Annotated in this window: 14 protein-coding genes; 9 read left to right on the top strand and 5 right to left on the bottom strand. The window is 68.6% G+C overall.

The window, feature by feature from the left end; translation table 11 throughout:
- Positions 1–69 precede the first annotated feature (69 nt).
- Entirely contained in the window at positions 70–972 is a 903-nt protein-coding gene (locus AC5JLE_RS13570; protein ID WP_032962637.1) for a LysR family transcriptional regulator, read from the bottom strand.
- A gap of 118 nt (positions 973–1,090) precedes the next feature.
- Between AC5JLE_RS13570 and dkgB the strand changes: the two genes are divergently transcribed.
- From dkgB to AC5JLE_RS13530, 8 genes are all read left to right on the top strand, one after another.
- Complete coding sequence (gene dkgB / locus AC5JLE_RS13565) at positions 1,091–1,894, top strand: 2,5-didehydrogluconate reductase DkgB (RefSeq protein ID WP_032962635.1); 804 nt, start codon at positions 1,091–1,093, stop codon at positions 1,892–1,894.
- Between the two features lie 11 nt (positions 1,895–1,905).
- Entirely contained in the window at positions 1,906–2,880 is a 975-nt protein-coding gene (locus AC5JLE_RS13560) for a TIGR03571 family LLM class oxidoreductase (protein ID WP_496065374.1), read from the top strand.
- A 19-nt stretch (positions 2,881–2,899) separates the two neighbouring features.
- A complete protein-coding gene (locus AC5JLE_RS13555; protein ID WP_496065373.1) occupies positions 2,900–3,838 on the top strand; it encodes a cyclase family protein in 939 nt (312 codons plus the stop codon).
- Complete coding sequence (locus AC5JLE_RS13550; RefSeq protein ID WP_262217384.1) at positions 3,835–4,158, top strand: MoaF-related domain-containing protein; 324 nt, start codon at positions 3,835–3,837, stop codon at positions 4,156–4,158. The genes AC5JLE_RS13555 and AC5JLE_RS13550 overlap by 4 nt, the downstream gene beginning before the upstream one ends.
- 113 nt (positions 4,159–4,271) lie before the next feature.
- Entirely contained in the window at positions 4,272–4,649 is a 378-nt protein-coding gene (copC, locus tag AC5JLE_RS13545; RefSeq protein ID WP_069116614.1) for a copper homeostasis periplasmic binding protein CopC, read from the top strand.
- A 10-nt stretch (positions 4,650–4,659) separates the two neighbouring features.
- The gene (gene copD / locus AC5JLE_RS13540; RefSeq protein ID WP_496065372.1) at positions 4,660–5,544 is read left to right on the top strand and encodes a copper homeostasis membrane protein CopD; all 885 of its coding nucleotides are present in this window, start codon (positions 4,660–4,662) and stop codon (positions 5,542–5,544) included.
- Positions 5,545–5,589: 45 nt separating this feature from the next.
- Positions 5,590–6,288, top strand: a complete 699-nt coding sequence (locus AC5JLE_RS13535; RefSeq protein WP_049406371.1) for a heavy metal response regulator transcription factor — start codon at positions 5,590–5,592, stop codon at positions 6,286–6,288.
- Complete coding sequence (locus AC5JLE_RS13530; protein WP_049406373.1) at positions 6,285–7,652, top strand: heavy metal sensor histidine kinase; 1,368 nt, start codon at positions 6,285–6,287, stop codon at positions 7,650–7,652. Before AC5JLE_RS13535 ends, AC5JLE_RS13530 begins: the two co-directional genes overlap by 4 nt.
- A gap of 66 nt (positions 7,653–7,718) precedes the next feature.
- Here the strand turns inward: AC5JLE_RS13530 and AC5JLE_RS13525 are convergent, their stop codons facing one another.
- Positions 7,719–8,672, bottom strand: a complete 954-nt coding sequence (locus tag AC5JLE_RS13525; protein ID WP_049406375.1) for a LysR family transcriptional regulator — start codon at positions 8,670–8,672, stop codon at positions 7,719–7,721.
- A gap of 106 nt (positions 8,673–8,778) precedes the next feature.
- Here AC5JLE_RS13525 and AC5JLE_RS13520 point away from each other — a divergent pair, with 106 nt between their 5' ends.
- The gene (locus tag AC5JLE_RS13520; RefSeq protein ID WP_049406377.1) at positions 8,779–9,522 is read left to right on the top strand and encodes an SDR family oxidoreductase; all 744 of its coding nucleotides are present in this window, start codon (positions 8,779–8,781) and stop codon (positions 9,520–9,522) included.
- Positions 9,523–9,622: 100 nt separating this feature from the next.
- Here the strand turns inward: AC5JLE_RS13520 and AC5JLE_RS13515 are convergent, their stop codons facing one another.
- The 3 genes from AC5JLE_RS13515 to AC5JLE_RS13505 are packed head-to-tail and all read right to left on the bottom strand — an operon-like array spanning position 9,623 to position 15,113.
- Positions 9,623–12,700, bottom strand: coding sequence for an efflux RND transporter permease subunit (locus AC5JLE_RS13515; RefSeq protein ID WP_496065371.1), 3,078 nt, complete (start codon positions 12,698–12,700; stop codon positions 9,623–9,625).
- Positions 12,697–13,869, bottom strand: coding sequence for an efflux RND transporter periplasmic adaptor subunit (locus AC5JLE_RS13510; RefSeq protein WP_164110028.1), 1,173 nt, complete (start codon positions 13,867–13,869; stop codon positions 12,697–12,699). The genes AC5JLE_RS13515 and AC5JLE_RS13510 overlap by 4 nt, the downstream gene beginning before the upstream one ends.
- A complete protein-coding gene (locus AC5JLE_RS13505) occupies positions 13,866–15,113 on the bottom strand; it encodes a TolC family protein (RefSeq protein ID WP_495223143.1) in 1,248 nt (415 codons plus the stop codon). Before AC5JLE_RS13505 ends, AC5JLE_RS13510 begins: the two co-directional genes overlap by 4 nt.
- Positions 15,114–15,124: the final 11 nt, after the last annotated feature.

Below are 15,124 nucleotides of genomic sequence, written 5' to 3'. Positions count from 1 at the left end.
GGTAGTGCCGGCCGCTGGCCGGCAGCCCCAGAGACCCGGCAGCCGGCCAGCGGCCGGCTCTACGCCGCCTTATTCGTCAAACGGACGCTGGCCGAGCGTCTGCGTCACGTGGTCGACGAAACAGGTGATGCGCGCGGCCAGCGCGGTGTTGCGGTAGTACACCGCGTTGATCGGCTGGCGCACCTCCTGCGTCTGCTTCGCGAACAGCTGCACCAGGCGGCCATCACGCCGGTCCTGGCGGGTCAGGAAGTCGGACAGGCAGGCGATGCCCAGCCCGGCCACCGCCATCTGCCGCAGTGTCTCGCCACTGGATGAAGCAATCGCCGGCTCAATCACGAAAGGGCCGCCATCGGCATCCTGCAGCGGCCATTCGTTCAACGAACTGGGCTGGGTGAAGCCAAGCAGGTCGTGCTCGCGCAGCTGCTCCACCCGCGTGGGCGTGCCATGCCGGCGCAGGTACTCGGGGCTGGCCACCACGCGGATGCGGCTGTGGCCGATCGGCCGCGCATGCAGGGTGGAATCGCGCAGCACGCCAATGCGGAACGCCACGTCGGTGCGCTTCTCGATCAGGTCGGTGATGCCTTCATTGGAATTCAGCTCCAGCTCCACCTGCGGGTAGCGCTCGCGGAAGCCCTCCAGCAACGGCACGATGACGTGCAGCATGAACGGCGTGGCGGCGTCTACGCGCAGGCGCCCGACCGGCTGCAGCCGCCGCGCGGCCATCTGTTCCTCGGCCTCGTCCACCGTGGCCAGGATCGTGCGCGCGTACTCCAGGAATGCGGCTCCCTCCTCGGTCAGCTCCAGCCGCCGCGTGGTCCGCCGCAGCAGCGTGGTCTGCAGCTTGTCCTCCAGCCGCGCCAAGGTGCGGCTGGTGGCGGAGATGGTGAGCTCCAGCTCTTCGGCCGCGGCAGTGATCGAACCGCTGTCGACCACGGCCACGAAGGCCTTCAGCTCATCCAGGGTGGTTTTCATTTTTTACCTCGGCGCAAAAGCATTTCCCGTATACACGGCTTAATCAACAAATGTAAAGCGCCCACACTTCGCCCTGTCCCGAGCCCACCGGCTCTCAACGAAGTCCCTGGAGTCCATCATGAGCGTTCCTTCCTTTGGCGTCGGCACCTTCCGCCTGACCGGCCAGACCGTCATCGATTCGGTGCGCAACGCCCTCGACGTCGGCTACCGTGCGGTCGATACCGCGCAGATCTACGGCAACGAAGCCGAGGTCGGCCAGGCCATCGCCGAATCCGGCGTCCCGCGCGACGAGCTGTTCCTGACCACCAAGATCTGGGTGGACAACTACGCCGCCGACAAGCTGATCCCGAGCCTGCGCGACAGCCTGGCCAAGCTGCGCACCGGGTACGTCGACCTGCTGCTGATCCACTGGCCGGCGCCGGGCAATGGCGTTGAACTGCGCGAGTACATGACCGCGCTGGCCGAAGCCAAATCGCTGGGCCTGACCCGTCAGATCGGTGTGTCCAACTTCAACATCGAACTGACCCGGCAGGCCATCGAGGTGGTCGGCGCCGGCGAGATCGCCACCAACCAGATCGAACTGAGCCCCTACCTGCAGAACCCGGCACTGACTGCCTTCCTGCAGGAACAAGGCATCACCGTCACCTCCTACATGACCCTGGCCTACGGCAAGGTGCTGAAGGACCCGGTGCTGGCCGCCATCGCCGACAAGCACCAGGCCACCGTCGCCCAGGTCGCGCTGGCGTGGGCGCTGCAGCGGGGTTACTCGGTCATCCCGTCCTCGACCAAGCGCGAGAACCTGGCCAGCAACCTGCTTGCCCAGGACCTGCACCTGGATGCCGATGACATGGCCGCGATCGCCGCGCTTGACCGCAACGGCCGCGAAGTCGATCCGCCGGGCCTGGCCCCGGCCTGGGACTGAGGAGCCTCGCCATGGGCAGTGCGTTGACGCGGCTGCAGGCCGGTGGTTTCAGCATCGGCATCGAAGCACCGCTGGACAATGACTGGACGCCGCTGGGCGAACAGGCACGACACGCCGCGCGACGCCTGCCCGGCGAACCGGACCTGCAGCGCCATGCGGAGCTGGCACGGTTGGCCGACCGCCTTGGCTTCCGTGCGCTGTGGGTACGCGACGTGCCGGTGTACGACCCGGCCTTCGGCGATGCCGCACAGGTGTTCGAGGTGTTCAGTTACCTCGGCTACCTGGCCGGCATCACCGAGCACATCCTGCTGGGTACCGGCGCGGTGGTGCTGCCGATCCGCGAGCCGTTGCTGACCCTGAAGTCGGCACGCAGCGTGCAGCGGCTGAGCGGTGACCGCCTGCTGCTGGGCGTGGCCAGTGGCGACCGCCCGGTGGAGTACCCGCTGTTCGGCCGCGACTTCGACAGCCGTGGCAGCCGCTTCCGCGAGCACATCGCACTGCTGCGCGAAGGCGCCGCCGCGCACCTGCCGCAGGGCCTGGACGTGCTGCCCGCGGATGGCCCGGCCCTGCCGCTGTTCGTGGCAGGCCTGGCCCAGCAGCAACCGGCGTGGATCGGCCAGCACATGGATGGCTGCCTGGCCTACCCGGGCACGCCGCAGGACCGTGTACAACGCGTGGCGGCCTGGCGCGCCGTGGCCGGCAACAAGCCCTATGCCAGCTTCATCCACCTGGACCTGGTGGCCGATGCCGATGCTCCTCTGCAGCGCTGGCGCTTCGGCCTGCGCGGCGGCCGCAACGCCCTGCTGGCCGAGTTGCACGCCATGCGGGCGGCCGGTGTCGACCACATCGGCCTGCAGTTCCGCCGCAACGAACGGCCGTTGGCCGAAACCTTCCACGAAATCGCCGAGTACGTGCTGCCGCACTTCCCGGCCCATGCCGGCGCCGCTGCGCCGCATGCCCCGCTTGCCGCCCCCGCGACGGCCTGACAGTTACCGGAGCTTTGCAATGAAGATGAAGACCCTGGCCGCGCTAGTGCTGGCCACCCTGCCGATGTCCTTCCGGGCCACCGCCGAGGACTGGTACCCCTCTGCCTACGGCGCCAACGACGAGATTGGCGCGGCCAACCTGCTGACCGCCGACGTAGTCAAGCACGCGGTCTCGCTGGTCAGGACCGGCAAGACCTATCCGCTGGCGGTGCCGGTGGACAAGAACCTGCCCGCGTTCCGCCACCGCAGCTTCCGCCTGTACAACGTGCAGGTCGGCCAGCAGGCTGGCAAGTCGCTGGGCCCCAACAGGTTCACCTTCAACGATGAACTGGTGAACGCCTGGACCGGCGTTGGCACCCAGCTCAACGGCATCGGCCATATCGGCATCGACAACGTCTACTACAACGGCAACAAGGCCGCCGACTTCGTCACCGTGGACGGGGTGCGCAAGCTCGGCGTCGAGAAGGTGCCGCCGATGGTCACCCGTGGCGTCGTGCTGGACATGACCACGTACTACGGCAAGGCGATCGTGCCCGGCGGCACCGAGTTCACCGCGGCCGACATCCAGGCCGTGCTGAAGAAGCAGGGGCTGCGCCTGCGCAAGGGCGACGTGGTGCTGTTCAACACCGGCTGGCTGGAACTGATCGGCAAGGACGACAAACAGTTCCTGGAAGTGGAACCGGGTATCGGCATGGAGGCGGCGAAGTGGCTGGCCGACCAGGGCATCGTCGCCTTCGGTGGCGACACCTGGGCCTCGGAGGTCTACCCGAACCCGAACGGTGCCGAGGAGTTCCCGATCAACCAGTACATGCTGGCCAAGCGTGGCATCTACAACCTGGAGCTGATCGACAGCCGTGCCCTGGTGCGCGACAAGGCCTGGGAATTCCTGTTCGTGCTCGGCCAGCCGCTGTACGTCGGTTCGACCCAGGTCAACATCAACCCGGTGGCAATCCGATGAACACCGCCGCTGACCTTCCCGTGTTCGCCGGTCGCCGCTTCCGCGTCAGCTATGACGGCCTGGCCGCCGACAATGTCTACAGCGCCGATGGCCGCCACGTGCAGTACGCCATCGTCTCCGGCGCCTATGCCGGTGCGCGGGGCGAAGCCGCCTGTGAGTGGCAGCGGATCAGCGACGAGGTCTATGCCATTTCGTGGCAGGAAGCCGATGGCGCTACGGTCGTGCATGTCGATGACTTCGCGGGCGGGCATTCGCTGGCCTGGTTCACCGCCACCGATGGCAGTTTCCATCGCATGCAGGGGCCGCTGCACGCGCTGTGATGCGGGCCAGCGGCCGGCGGACGAAACATTACAGATCGGTAATGCAGGGGTCAGGGCAGCGAAAGGCGCTGCCCTCCACCCTGTGGGCCATGTCTTCCACAGGTGTCCCACGCATGGCCCGTCCCCTGCTCCGCTCCACCGCCCTTGTTGTCCTCGTCTCCGGCCTCGCGGTTGCGCCGCTGGCCCTGGCCCATCCCAGCCTGGTGCGCTCGACGCCGGCCGCCGACGCGACCGTGGCGCCGGCCAGCCAGATCGAGCTGCAGTTCAGCGAGAAGGTGATGCCGCGTGCCACCCGCATCGAACTGAGCATGGACCATGGCCGCATGAAGATGGCCATGCCCACCACTGCGCAGGAGCTCTCCGAAGATGGCCACACCCTGCGGGCACGCTTCGCCAAGCCCTTGCCGGCAGGCAGCTACGCACTGCAGTGGCGCGCGGTGGGCCAGGACAGCCACCCGATCACCGGCAGCTACCGCTTCACCGTGAAGTAAGGCTGCCGTCGTGGCCGAGCTCTCGCCGTATGCGCTGCGGCTGGCACTGTACCTGGTGCTGATGCTGCTGTTCGGGCGGATGCTGTTCGTCCGTTCGGGGCTGCCGCGCGGCGTCTCGCTGGCGCTCGCCCTGATCGCGTTGGCCGTGGTGGCCACCGATGCCATCACCCGCTTGACCGGTGTGCTCGGCATCGCGCCGGCCGACATCGACCCTGCAACGGCGCACTGGTTCCTCACCGGTACGCCGGTGGGTAAAGCCGGCCTGCTGCGTACCGTGGCGGTGCTGGCGATGCTGCCCCTGCTGGCATTCGCCACGCCGCTGGGTGGACCGCGGCGCGTGGTCCTGCTCGCATTGTCCGGAATGGCCCTCGCCAGCCTGTCCTGGAACGGCCACGCCGCTGCGGGCGATGGGTTCGGCGGCACCTTGCGGCTGCTGGCCGGCATCGTGCACCTTCTGGCCGCCGGCGCCTGGGTCGGCGCGATCGCCGCCATCCTGCAGCTGGCGCTGCGTCCGCAGGGCCTGCGCCTGCGCGAACGCACCCGCGAGCTGTGGCAGGCCGCCCACAGCTTCGCCCTGCCCGGCACGATCATCGTCGCCCTGCTGGCGATGACCGGCACCTATACCTATGTCGATCTCGGCGGTTCCATACAGACCCTGACCGGCACCGCACATGGGCGCTGGCTGCTGCTCAAGCTGGCCCTGGTGGTCGGCATGCTGGGGTTGGCGGCGCTGCATCGCTGGCGATTGGTGCCGGCCTTGGCCACCTCCATCCGCGACGGCTGGCAACCGCGGCCGCTGCGTTCCCTGCGCCACAGCCTGGCCTGCGAGTCGGTGCTGGCCGTGCTGGTGCTGGCCTGCGTGGCGGTGCTTGGTACGCTGGACCCGTTGGCGTGAGCCTGCGCAGCCAGCCCACGTGCAAGCTGCGATGATGGGCGCATCATGAAACTGCTGATCGTCGAAGACGAACCCAAGACCGGCAACTACCTGCGCCAGGGCCTGATCGAGGCCGGCTACGTGGTCGATCTCGCCTGCAACGGCGTCGACGGGCTGCACCTGGCCGGCAGCGGCGAGTACCAACTGATCATTCTCGATGTGATGCTGCCCGGCCTGGATGGCTGGAACGTGCTGTCGCGGTTGCGCGCCGGAGGGTGGCAGACACCGGTGCTGTTCCTGACCGCGCGCAGCAGCATCGCCGACCGCGTGCAGGGCCTGGAACTGGGCGCCGATGACTACCTGGCCAAGCCGTTCGCCTTCGCCGAGCTGCTGGCGCGGGTACGCACCCTGCTGCGTCGCGGCCAGGTACAGCCGCAGGCCGAGCGCATCATCATCGCCGACCTGGTGGTGGATACCCTGCGCCGCCGGGTCGAACGCGGCGGCCAGCGCATCGCCCTCAGCCAGAAGGAATACACCCTGCTGGAGCTGCTGGCGCGTCGCCAGGGCGAAGTGCTGCCACGCTCGCTGATCGCCTCGCAGGTGTGGGACATGAACTTCGACAGCGACACCAACGTGATCGACGTGGCGATCCGCCGCCTGCGCGCGAAGATCGACGATGACTTCGATGCCAAGCTGATCGTCACCGTGCGCGGCATGGGCTATGTGCTGGAGGCGCCGGACGACGGTGCCGTGCACAGCGGATGAGCCTGCGTCGTTCCATCGCGGTACGGCTGACACTGCTGTTCGCCATCGTGGCCACGCTGGTGCTGGCCGCATTGGGCGTGGCGATCTATGTCAGCGCCCGCCATGATCTTGTTGCCCAGGACTTCATCGAACTGGAAAACAAGGTCGCGTTGATCCGCGACCTCGCTGACAATGGGCCTGCCGCCGCGCGCGGACCGCGGTTGGCAGAGGCGCTCGGCCATCATCCGGATATCGCCTTCCACATTGTTGATGGGAGCGGAACCGTACTGTTCTCCACTGCGCCGGCACTGCTGCGCGAGCATGCACGCAGCCAGCCCATCGACGCCGCGCCACGGCGGCACGACTGGATCCTCACCGATGGTCGCTGCATGCATGCCCTGCACCTGCGCCAGACGCTGGCCGACGGCAGCCAGCTGGTGACCCTGCTGGCCATTGATGACAACCGTCACGCCGACTTCCTGGAGCGCTTCCGCCATCTGCTGGCGATCGCGATCATCGGCGCCGCCGTGACCAGCAGCCTGCTCGGTGGCTACGTGGTGCGGCGCACGCTGCGGCCGCTGCGTACGTTGGCCGATGAAGCCCGGCAGATCACCGCCGGGCGCCTGCAGCGGCGCCTGAGCGCGCGCAGTGCACCGGCCGAACTGGAGCAGCTGGCGCAGACCCTCAACGGCATGCTGGCACGCCTGCAGCAGGACTTCGCGCGGCTGACCGGGTTCTCCGGTGATCTCGCCCACGAGCTGCGCACCCCGATCACCAACATGCTCACCCAGGTTCAGGTGGTGCTGGCGCACCCGCGCAGCAACGAGGCCTACCGCGAGACGCTGGCGTCCTGCGCCGAGGAACTGCAGCAGCTGGCACAGACCGTGGGTGACCTGCTGTACCTGGCGCAGGCCGAGGCGCCGGGTGCGCTGCCTTCGCGCGAGCCGGTGGCGCTGCATGGGGTGGTGGATTCACTGTTGGAGTTCTACGAGCTGTTGGCTGAGGACCGGCAGTTGACCCTGCATCGCGAAGGCGTGGCGAGCGTGGAAGGCAACCGCTTGATGCTGCACCGGGCGATCGCCAACCTGCTGTCGAACGCGTTGAAGCACGCCACTGCCAGCAGCGAGGTGCGGGTACGGCTGGCCGAGGCCGATGGCGTGTGCAGGGTCAGCGTGCACAACGTCGGCACGCCGATTTCCGCCGAAGCGCTGCCGCGCCTGTTCGATCGTTTCTACCGCGGCGAGCGTGGCCGCCACGAAGGTGCGGGGCTGGGGCTGGCGATCACCCGCGCGATTGCACAGGCGCATGGCGGCAGCGTGAGTGTTGCGTCCGATGACACCGGCACCGTGTTCGAGTTGGTGCTGCCGAGCGCCGCAGCCCGGTAGTGCCGGCCGCCGGCCGCCCCCCCGGGGTACATCAAGCGCATTGCGGTTGCCGGCCAGCGGTCAGCACTACCCCCTGGGGTCGGACAGCTTCGCGTGCCGCTCCGGTAGTGCCGGCCGCTGGCCGGCCCCCCCGGTCTGCTCGAACACCCCGGCCACCCAGTCGATGAACACCCGCAGGCGTGGCGACGGCGTGCGGTTGCGCGGGTAGACCAGGCTCAACGGGCTTGGGGTCGGCGGCGCGTCCGGCAACAGCTCCACCAGCTGCCCGCGCGCGATATACGGGTCCATCCGGTAGCGCGGAGCCTGGATGATGCCCAGGCCCGCCAGCGCGGCGCCGAGGAACGCATCCGCACCGGACACACGCACCCGCACCGGCAGCGGCACGTAGAGCACCTGCCCGCCCTGCTGAAACTCCAGCGGAATCAGCTGGCCGGTGGCGCTGGAGCGATAGCCCACCATTTCATGGCCGCCCAGTAGGGACTCGATGCTGCCTGGCACGCCCTTGGCCTGCAGGTAGCCCGGCGCGGCCACCGTGACCTCGCGCAGCATCGCCAACCGGCGCGCCGCCAGATCGCTGTCGGCCAGCGTCCCCACCCGCAGCGCCGCATCCACGCCTTCGCGCAGCAGATCGACATAGCGGTCGCCTTCGCTGACCTCCAGTTCGATCTCCGGGTAGCGCTGCAGGAACCCCGGCAGGTGGGGAAACAGCAGGTGCCGGCCCAGCGTGCCATGCACCTCAATGCGCAAGGGGCCGCGCGGCGGCGCGTCACGGAAGGCGGCCTCCGCGTCGTCCATGTCGGCGATCAGGCGCAGGCAACGACCATAGAAGGCCTCGCCTTCCAGCGTCGGCACCACCAGCCGCGTGGTCCGGTGCAGCAGGCGCACGCCCAGCCGCTGTTCCAGCGCCTTGATCGCGTCGGTCACCGTGGCCCGCGGCAGGCCCAGGTCCTCGGAGGCCCGGGTGAAGCTGCGGCGCTCGACGATACGGACGAAGGCGCGCATGGCCGTGAAGCGGTCCATTGTTCGGCTATCCGGATGATGTTGGCGGATTATGCAGGATTATCCGAAAGCGCGATTTCGCGAAGATGGCGCTGCGCCACTTCGGCGTGTCCCCGTGGAAGCCACCATGACCCTCTCCCCCGCCCGCTCTGTCGCCCTGGTCACCGGCGGATCCCGTGGCATCGGTGCCGCCATCTCGCGTCGGCTCGCCGCCGATGGCCACGCGGTCGCGATCAACTATGCGGGCCGCCGCGACGACGCCGAAGCCTTGGCGGCCGAACTCAACGCCGCCGGCGCGCAGGCCACCGCGCTGCAGGCCGATGTGTCCGATCCGCAGGCGGTGCGCCAGCTGTTCGACGCCATCGAAGCCCGTTTCGGCGGCATCGACGTGGTGGTCAACAGCGCCGGGGTGCTGCAGCTGGCACCACTGGCCGATACCGACGACGCCCTGTTCGAGCGGGTGATCGGCATCAACCTCAGGGGCGCCTTCAACGTGCTGCGCGAAAGCGCGCGACGGGTGCGCGACGGTGGCCGGCTGATCACCCTGTCCACCAGCGTGGTCGGCATCCGGCTGGAGAACTACAGCGTGTATGCGGCCAGCAAGGCGGCGGTGGAGACGATGGGCGCAATCCTCAGCAAGGAGCTGCGCGGGCGCAACATCACCGTGAACGCCGTGGCGCCGGGCCCGACCGCCACCGATCTGTTCCTGGATGGAAAATCGCCCGAGCTGATCGAGCGGTTGGCGAAGATGAACCCCCTGGAGCGGCTGGGTACGCCGGAGGACATCGCCGGCGCGGTAGGGTTCCTGGCAGGTGCCGATGGCGGATGGATCAACGGCCAGGTGCTGCGCGCCAACGGCGGAATGGTGTAGGCCGCGGCCATCGCACACCGGTAGTCGCCCACCTTGGTGGGCGCTTCGCCGTCTGCCAACCAAGGTTGGCCTCTACCGGGCGGAGAGCCGGATATCGCCGTCAGCCCGTGCGGGCCTCGCGGCGGTGATGCACCCAGTAGTACAGCGTGGGCAGTACCAGCAGGGTCAGCAGCATCGCCGACAGCAGGCCACCGATCACCACCACCGCCAGCGGCTTCTGGGTCTCGGCGCCAATGGCATGCGAGGTCGCCATCGGCAGCAGGCCGAACATCGCCAGCAGTGCGGTCATCAGCACCGTGCGCAGGCGTTGCAGCGAGCCCTGCACCACCGACTGCAGCAGGTCCATGCCCTGCTCGCGCAACTGGGCGAAGCGGCTGAGCATCACCACGCCGTTCAGCACCGCTTGCCCGAACAATGCAATGAAGCCGATTGCCGCCGACACCGACAGCGGAATGCCGGTCAGCCACAGGGCCAGGATGCCGCCGATCATCGCCAGTGGCACGTTGGCCAGGATCAGCGCGGCGCTGCTGATGTCCTTGAAGGCATCGAACAGCAGCACGAAGATGATCAGCACCGACAGCGGAATCACCCAGCCCAGCCGCTTCATCGCACGCTGCTGGTTCTCGAACTCGCCGGACCACTCCAGCCGATAGCCTTCCGGCAGCTGTACGCTGGCATCCACGCGCTTGCGCATGTCAGCCACCACGCTGCCCATGTCGCGGCCGGCGATGAAGATGCTCACCGCCTTCACCCGCTGTGCGTTCTCGCGCGAGATGTTGATCGCGCCGCTGGCCATGCGGAAGTCGGCCACGTCGGACAGCGTCACCGTGTGGCCATCGCCGATGCCAACCGGCACCGTACGCAGCCGCTGCAGGTCACGATCGGCATCGTCCAGGCGCAGGGTGATGGGGAATCTGCGGTCACCCTCCCACAGCTCGCCGACCTGGCGCCCGCCCAGTGCGGTCTCGATCACTTCGTCGACGTCGCGTACGTTCAGGCCATAGCGCGCGGCGCGGTCGCGGTCGATCTCGATCTGCAGCTGCGGCAATGATCCGTCGCGGTCGATGAAGGCGCTCTCCACGCCCTCCACGCCGCGTACCTGGCCGAGGATCGCCTGCGCCTGCTGGTTCAACACGTCCAGATCTGAGCCGCTGACCTTGATCACCACTTGGCCCTTGATCTGCGAGATGCTCTCCAGGATGTTGTCGCGCACCGGCTGCGAAATCGAGAACTCGGGGCCCGGAATGCGCTGCTCCAGCGTGCGCTGCAGATCGCTCACCAGCTGTCGCTTGTCCACGCCTTTCGGCCATTCCTTCTCCGGCTTCAACGCCACCAGCGCCTCGATCTGGTTGGCGCCCTTGGCATCGGAGCCGTCTTCCGGGCGTCCCAGCTTGGCCACCACCGTCGATACCTGCGGGAACGTGCCGACCAGCTCACGGATGCGCCGCGACTGCTGCTGCGCTTCGCCCAGGCTGGTGCTCGGGTCGAGCGTGGCCGTCAGCCAGATCGATCCTTCGTCCAGCTCGGGCAGGAACTCCGAACCCAGCCGCGTGCCCAATGCCAGCGTGCCGACCAGCAGCGCAACCGCGGTCAGCACTACCGCACGCGGGCGGGCCAGTGCGCGCTCCAGGACCGGCCGGTACCAGCCGGTCAGGCGGTCCATCAGCGGATTGCCGTCGCGCATGCGGTCGCGCCGCAGCCACCAGTAGCAGAACAACGGCACCACGGTCAGCGCCAGGATCAGCGCGCCGATCAATGCCGAGGTCACCGAGTACGCCATCGGCGCGAACATGCGGCCCTCCTGGCGCTGCAGGGTGAAAATCGGGATATGCGCGGCGATGATGATCAGCATCGAGAAGAACGTCGGCCGCCCCACTTCCGACGCTGCCGAAAGAATGGTCGAGAACCGTGTCTTACGATCGGCCGCAGGTGGCAGCTTCGACAATCGCGAGACGATGTGCTCGGTCACGATCACCGCGCCATCGATGATGATGCCGAAGTCCATCGCACCCAACGACAGCAGGTTGGCCGGCACGCCCCACAGATGCAGGCCAAGGAAGGTCGACAGCAGCGCAAGCGGCATCATCGCCGCCACGATCAGCGCGGCACGGGCGTTGTACAGGAACAGCCACAGCACCAGGAACACCAGCACCGCGCCTTCCAGCAGGTTGCTGAAGACGGTTTTCAGCGTGGTCGAGACCAACCACGAGCGGTCGTAGAACGGCTCGATGCTGACCCCGGCCGGCAGCTGGTTCGCTTCGATCTCGGCGATGCGCGCATGCAGGGCGTCGAGCACGTCGGACGGGTTCTCGCCCTTGCGCATCAGCACCATGCCGAACACCGCATCGTCGTTTTCATCCTGGCCGACCAGGCCCTGCCGGGGCAGGCCGGTATCGGCGATGCCGGCCAGGTCGCGCACCAGGATCGGCGTGCCACTGCGCTGCGCGACCACCACGTTGCCGATGTCGGCCGGCGAACGCATCAGACCGACGCCGCGGATCAGGAACTGCTGCTGGCCACGTTCCACGTAGCCGCCGCCTGCGTTCGAGCTGCCCTTCTCCAGCGCCTCGGCGAACTCACCCAGGCTGATGCCGCGGTCACGCAGCTTGTCCAGGTCCGGCTTGACCTGGAAAGTACGCGCGAAGCCGCCGAAACTGATCACATCGGCTACGCCCGGCACGGTGCGCAGGCTGCGCTCCATCGTCCATTCCTGCACGGTGCGCAGCTGGGTCGGCGTCAGGTGCGGGCCTTTCAGCACGTACCGGTAGATTTCGCCCACCGCCGAGCTCATCGCCTCCAGCTCCGGCGTCACCCCTTCCGGCAGCTCCACGCCCTGCAGGCGTTCCAGCACCTGCTGCCGCGCGAAGTAATCATCGGCCTTGTCGTCGAAGGTCAGGATGATCATCGACAGGCCGAACTGCGTATGCGAGAACACCCGCACCGAATGCGGGATGCCGGACAGTGCCACTTCCAGCGGCATCGTCACCTCGCGCTCCACCTCTTCGGCGGCCCGGCCCGGGTGCAGCGATACCACCGTCACCTGGGTGTCGGACACATCCGGAAAGGCTTCCACCGGCAGCACGCGGAACGCGGCAATGCCAGCGCCGATGAACAGCAGCAGCGCCAGCATCACCATCAGCGGCTGGCGCAGGCAATAGGCAATCAGGCGATCGATCATGGCGCGGCATGCCCCGTCCCGGTGCTGGCGGCAGCGGGCGCACTGTCGACCAGCTGCTGCAGCAACAGGCCCCCTTCGACCACCACCCTGGCGCCCTGGGCCAGGCCCTCGCGCACCCACAGGCGGCCATCACCTAGCTCCTCGGCACGCACGGCCCGGCGCGCGAAGCGGCCCTTGGCCTCCTCCACGAACACCACCTGCTTGCCGTCGATCAGCAGTACCGCAGCATCGGGCAGCGAGACACCGCCCTCGGCCGGCACTGCCACCTGCGCACGCACGTACTGGCCCGCCTTGAAACCGCGCGCACGGTTGTCCAGTTCGGCGCGCGCCTGCACCACGCGGCGCTCGCTGTCGACGAAGTCATCCACGTGCTGCAGGGTCGCCTGCTGCGGCTGTCCATCGGCGCCGGGCACGCTCACCTGCATGCCCGCCTTCAGGCGTCCGGCCAGGCTCTCCGGTACATCCAGCAGCAACCACAGGCGGTCCGGATCACCAATCACCGCCAACGGCTGTTCGCTGTCCGGGCTGACCGCCATGCCCGGGCTCATCCGTCGCTCCACCAGCACGCCATCGATCGGCGCGCGCAGCGGCAGGCGCTGGTCGACGCGCTGGCCATTGCCATATGCCTTGGCGAAGGCGGTTGCACGCGCATGATCGGCCTGGCTGCCGGCGAAGTTGGCCTCGGCCTCGTCCAGTTCGCGGCCCGACGCCACACCCGCCGCATGCAGCTCGCGGGTGCGCTCCAGCTCCTTGCGCGCCTGCTGCAGCTCGGCGCGGCCACGCACGCCCTCCGCCTGGGCCTGGCCGAACTCGGGCGAGGTGATCCAGGCAATCACCTGGCCGGCCTTCACCTTCTGCCCCGGTTGTGCCTCGATGCGCGCCACCTGCCCCGCCAGCGGGGTGCGCAGCGCGCTGGAGCGGGTCTCGTCCCAGACCACCCGGCCCGGCAGCTGCAGGCTGGCGCTGGCACCGGCGGTCACCAGCTCGCTGCGCAGTACATCCAGCTGGCGGCTGCCGGCCGGAAACAGGATCTGGCCGGCACTGACCTGCGGCGCATCCTCGGTATACGACGCCGGTTCGCGACCGCAGCCGCCGAGGAGGGCCAGCGCCAGCAGGGCCGGCAGCATGGCATGTCGCGCCCGCGGGCGATGGGCGACGGTGGACTTCATCGGGACTCTCCTTCAGCAACGGATGTGGCCGCTTCCCAGCGCGCCAGGGCAATGGCATGGTCGGCACGCGCATCAATCAGCGCGGCCTCGAACTCGCGCCAGCTGCGGCGCGCGTCGAGCAGATCGGTCAGGCTGGCGGCGCCACGGCGATAGGCCAGTTCGATGCCCTCTACCGCCTTGCGCGCAGCGTCGGACTGCAGCCCCTCGTAGTCGCTGCGGCGCTGCGCGGCGGACTGCACGCTGGCCTGCAGCTGGTCCAGTTCAGCGTGTGCTTCGCGCTGCAGCAGCTGCAGTTCCAGCGCGGCGCTGTCCCGGTCGGCCTCGGCACGCTGGATCGCGCCGCGTGCGCGCGACGGGCCGCCCAGCGGAATGGTCAACGACACGCCCCAGGTGACACCGCTGATATCGGTGGGCTCGCGCTCGGCCTCCACACCCAGCTGGATGTCGCGGTGGCGCTCGCTACGTGCCAGGGCCACGCCAGCGTCGGCGGCGGCCAGGCGCGAGCGTGCCGCGCGCAGATCGGCACGCTGCTGCGGATCGAACGCGCGCACCTTGGCCACGCTGCTGGCATCCGGCCAGGGGTCATCGGCACTGAGGTCGCGGCTGTCATCGCTGCCGAGCAGCAGGCCCAGCGCATGCCGCGCGTCACGCAGATCCAGGGCCGCCTCGCGCGCCGCATCGGCCACCGCCAGATGGTCCACCGCCATCCGCGCGCGATCCACCGGCGCCATCGCCCCGGTGGCCACCTGCTTGTCGGCCGCCGCCATCTGTTCGGCCGAACTCTGGCGGTTGGCCTCGGCAATCTGCGCCCGCTCCTGCGCGCCCTTCAGGCCGAAATAGGCTTCATGCAGTGCCACCTGCTGCCGGCGCCGGGTATCGAGCATGTCCAGCCCGGCCACTTCCAGCAGCGCGTCCGCCTGGCGGATGCGCAATGCGCGCTTGCCGCCGCGCTCCCAGGTCCAGCCCAGGCCCAGCGTGCTGTCCACCCGCTTGTCCTGCCAGCGCCCCGGGCCGATGCCGTGCTTCGGGCTGATCTTGCTGCTGCCGATCGACAGCTCGGCAGCTGGCCGCAACGCAGCGGTCAGCGCATCGCCCTGCACCCCACGCAGTTCCAATGCCGCCGCGCGCAGGTCCGGGTTGTGCGCTTCCATTGCACGCTGTGCATCCTGCAAGGACAGCGCCGAAGCCGCAGGCGCGCACGAAAGGGCGGCCAGCAGGGCCGCAAGACGACGGGAGAAATTCATGCACGTCACGG

Source organism: Stenotrophomonas sp., from assembly GCF_059505245.1.
The sequence above is the reverse complement of the archived record's forward strand: the minus strand, read 5'-3'. Positions and strand labels throughout refer to the sequence as shown.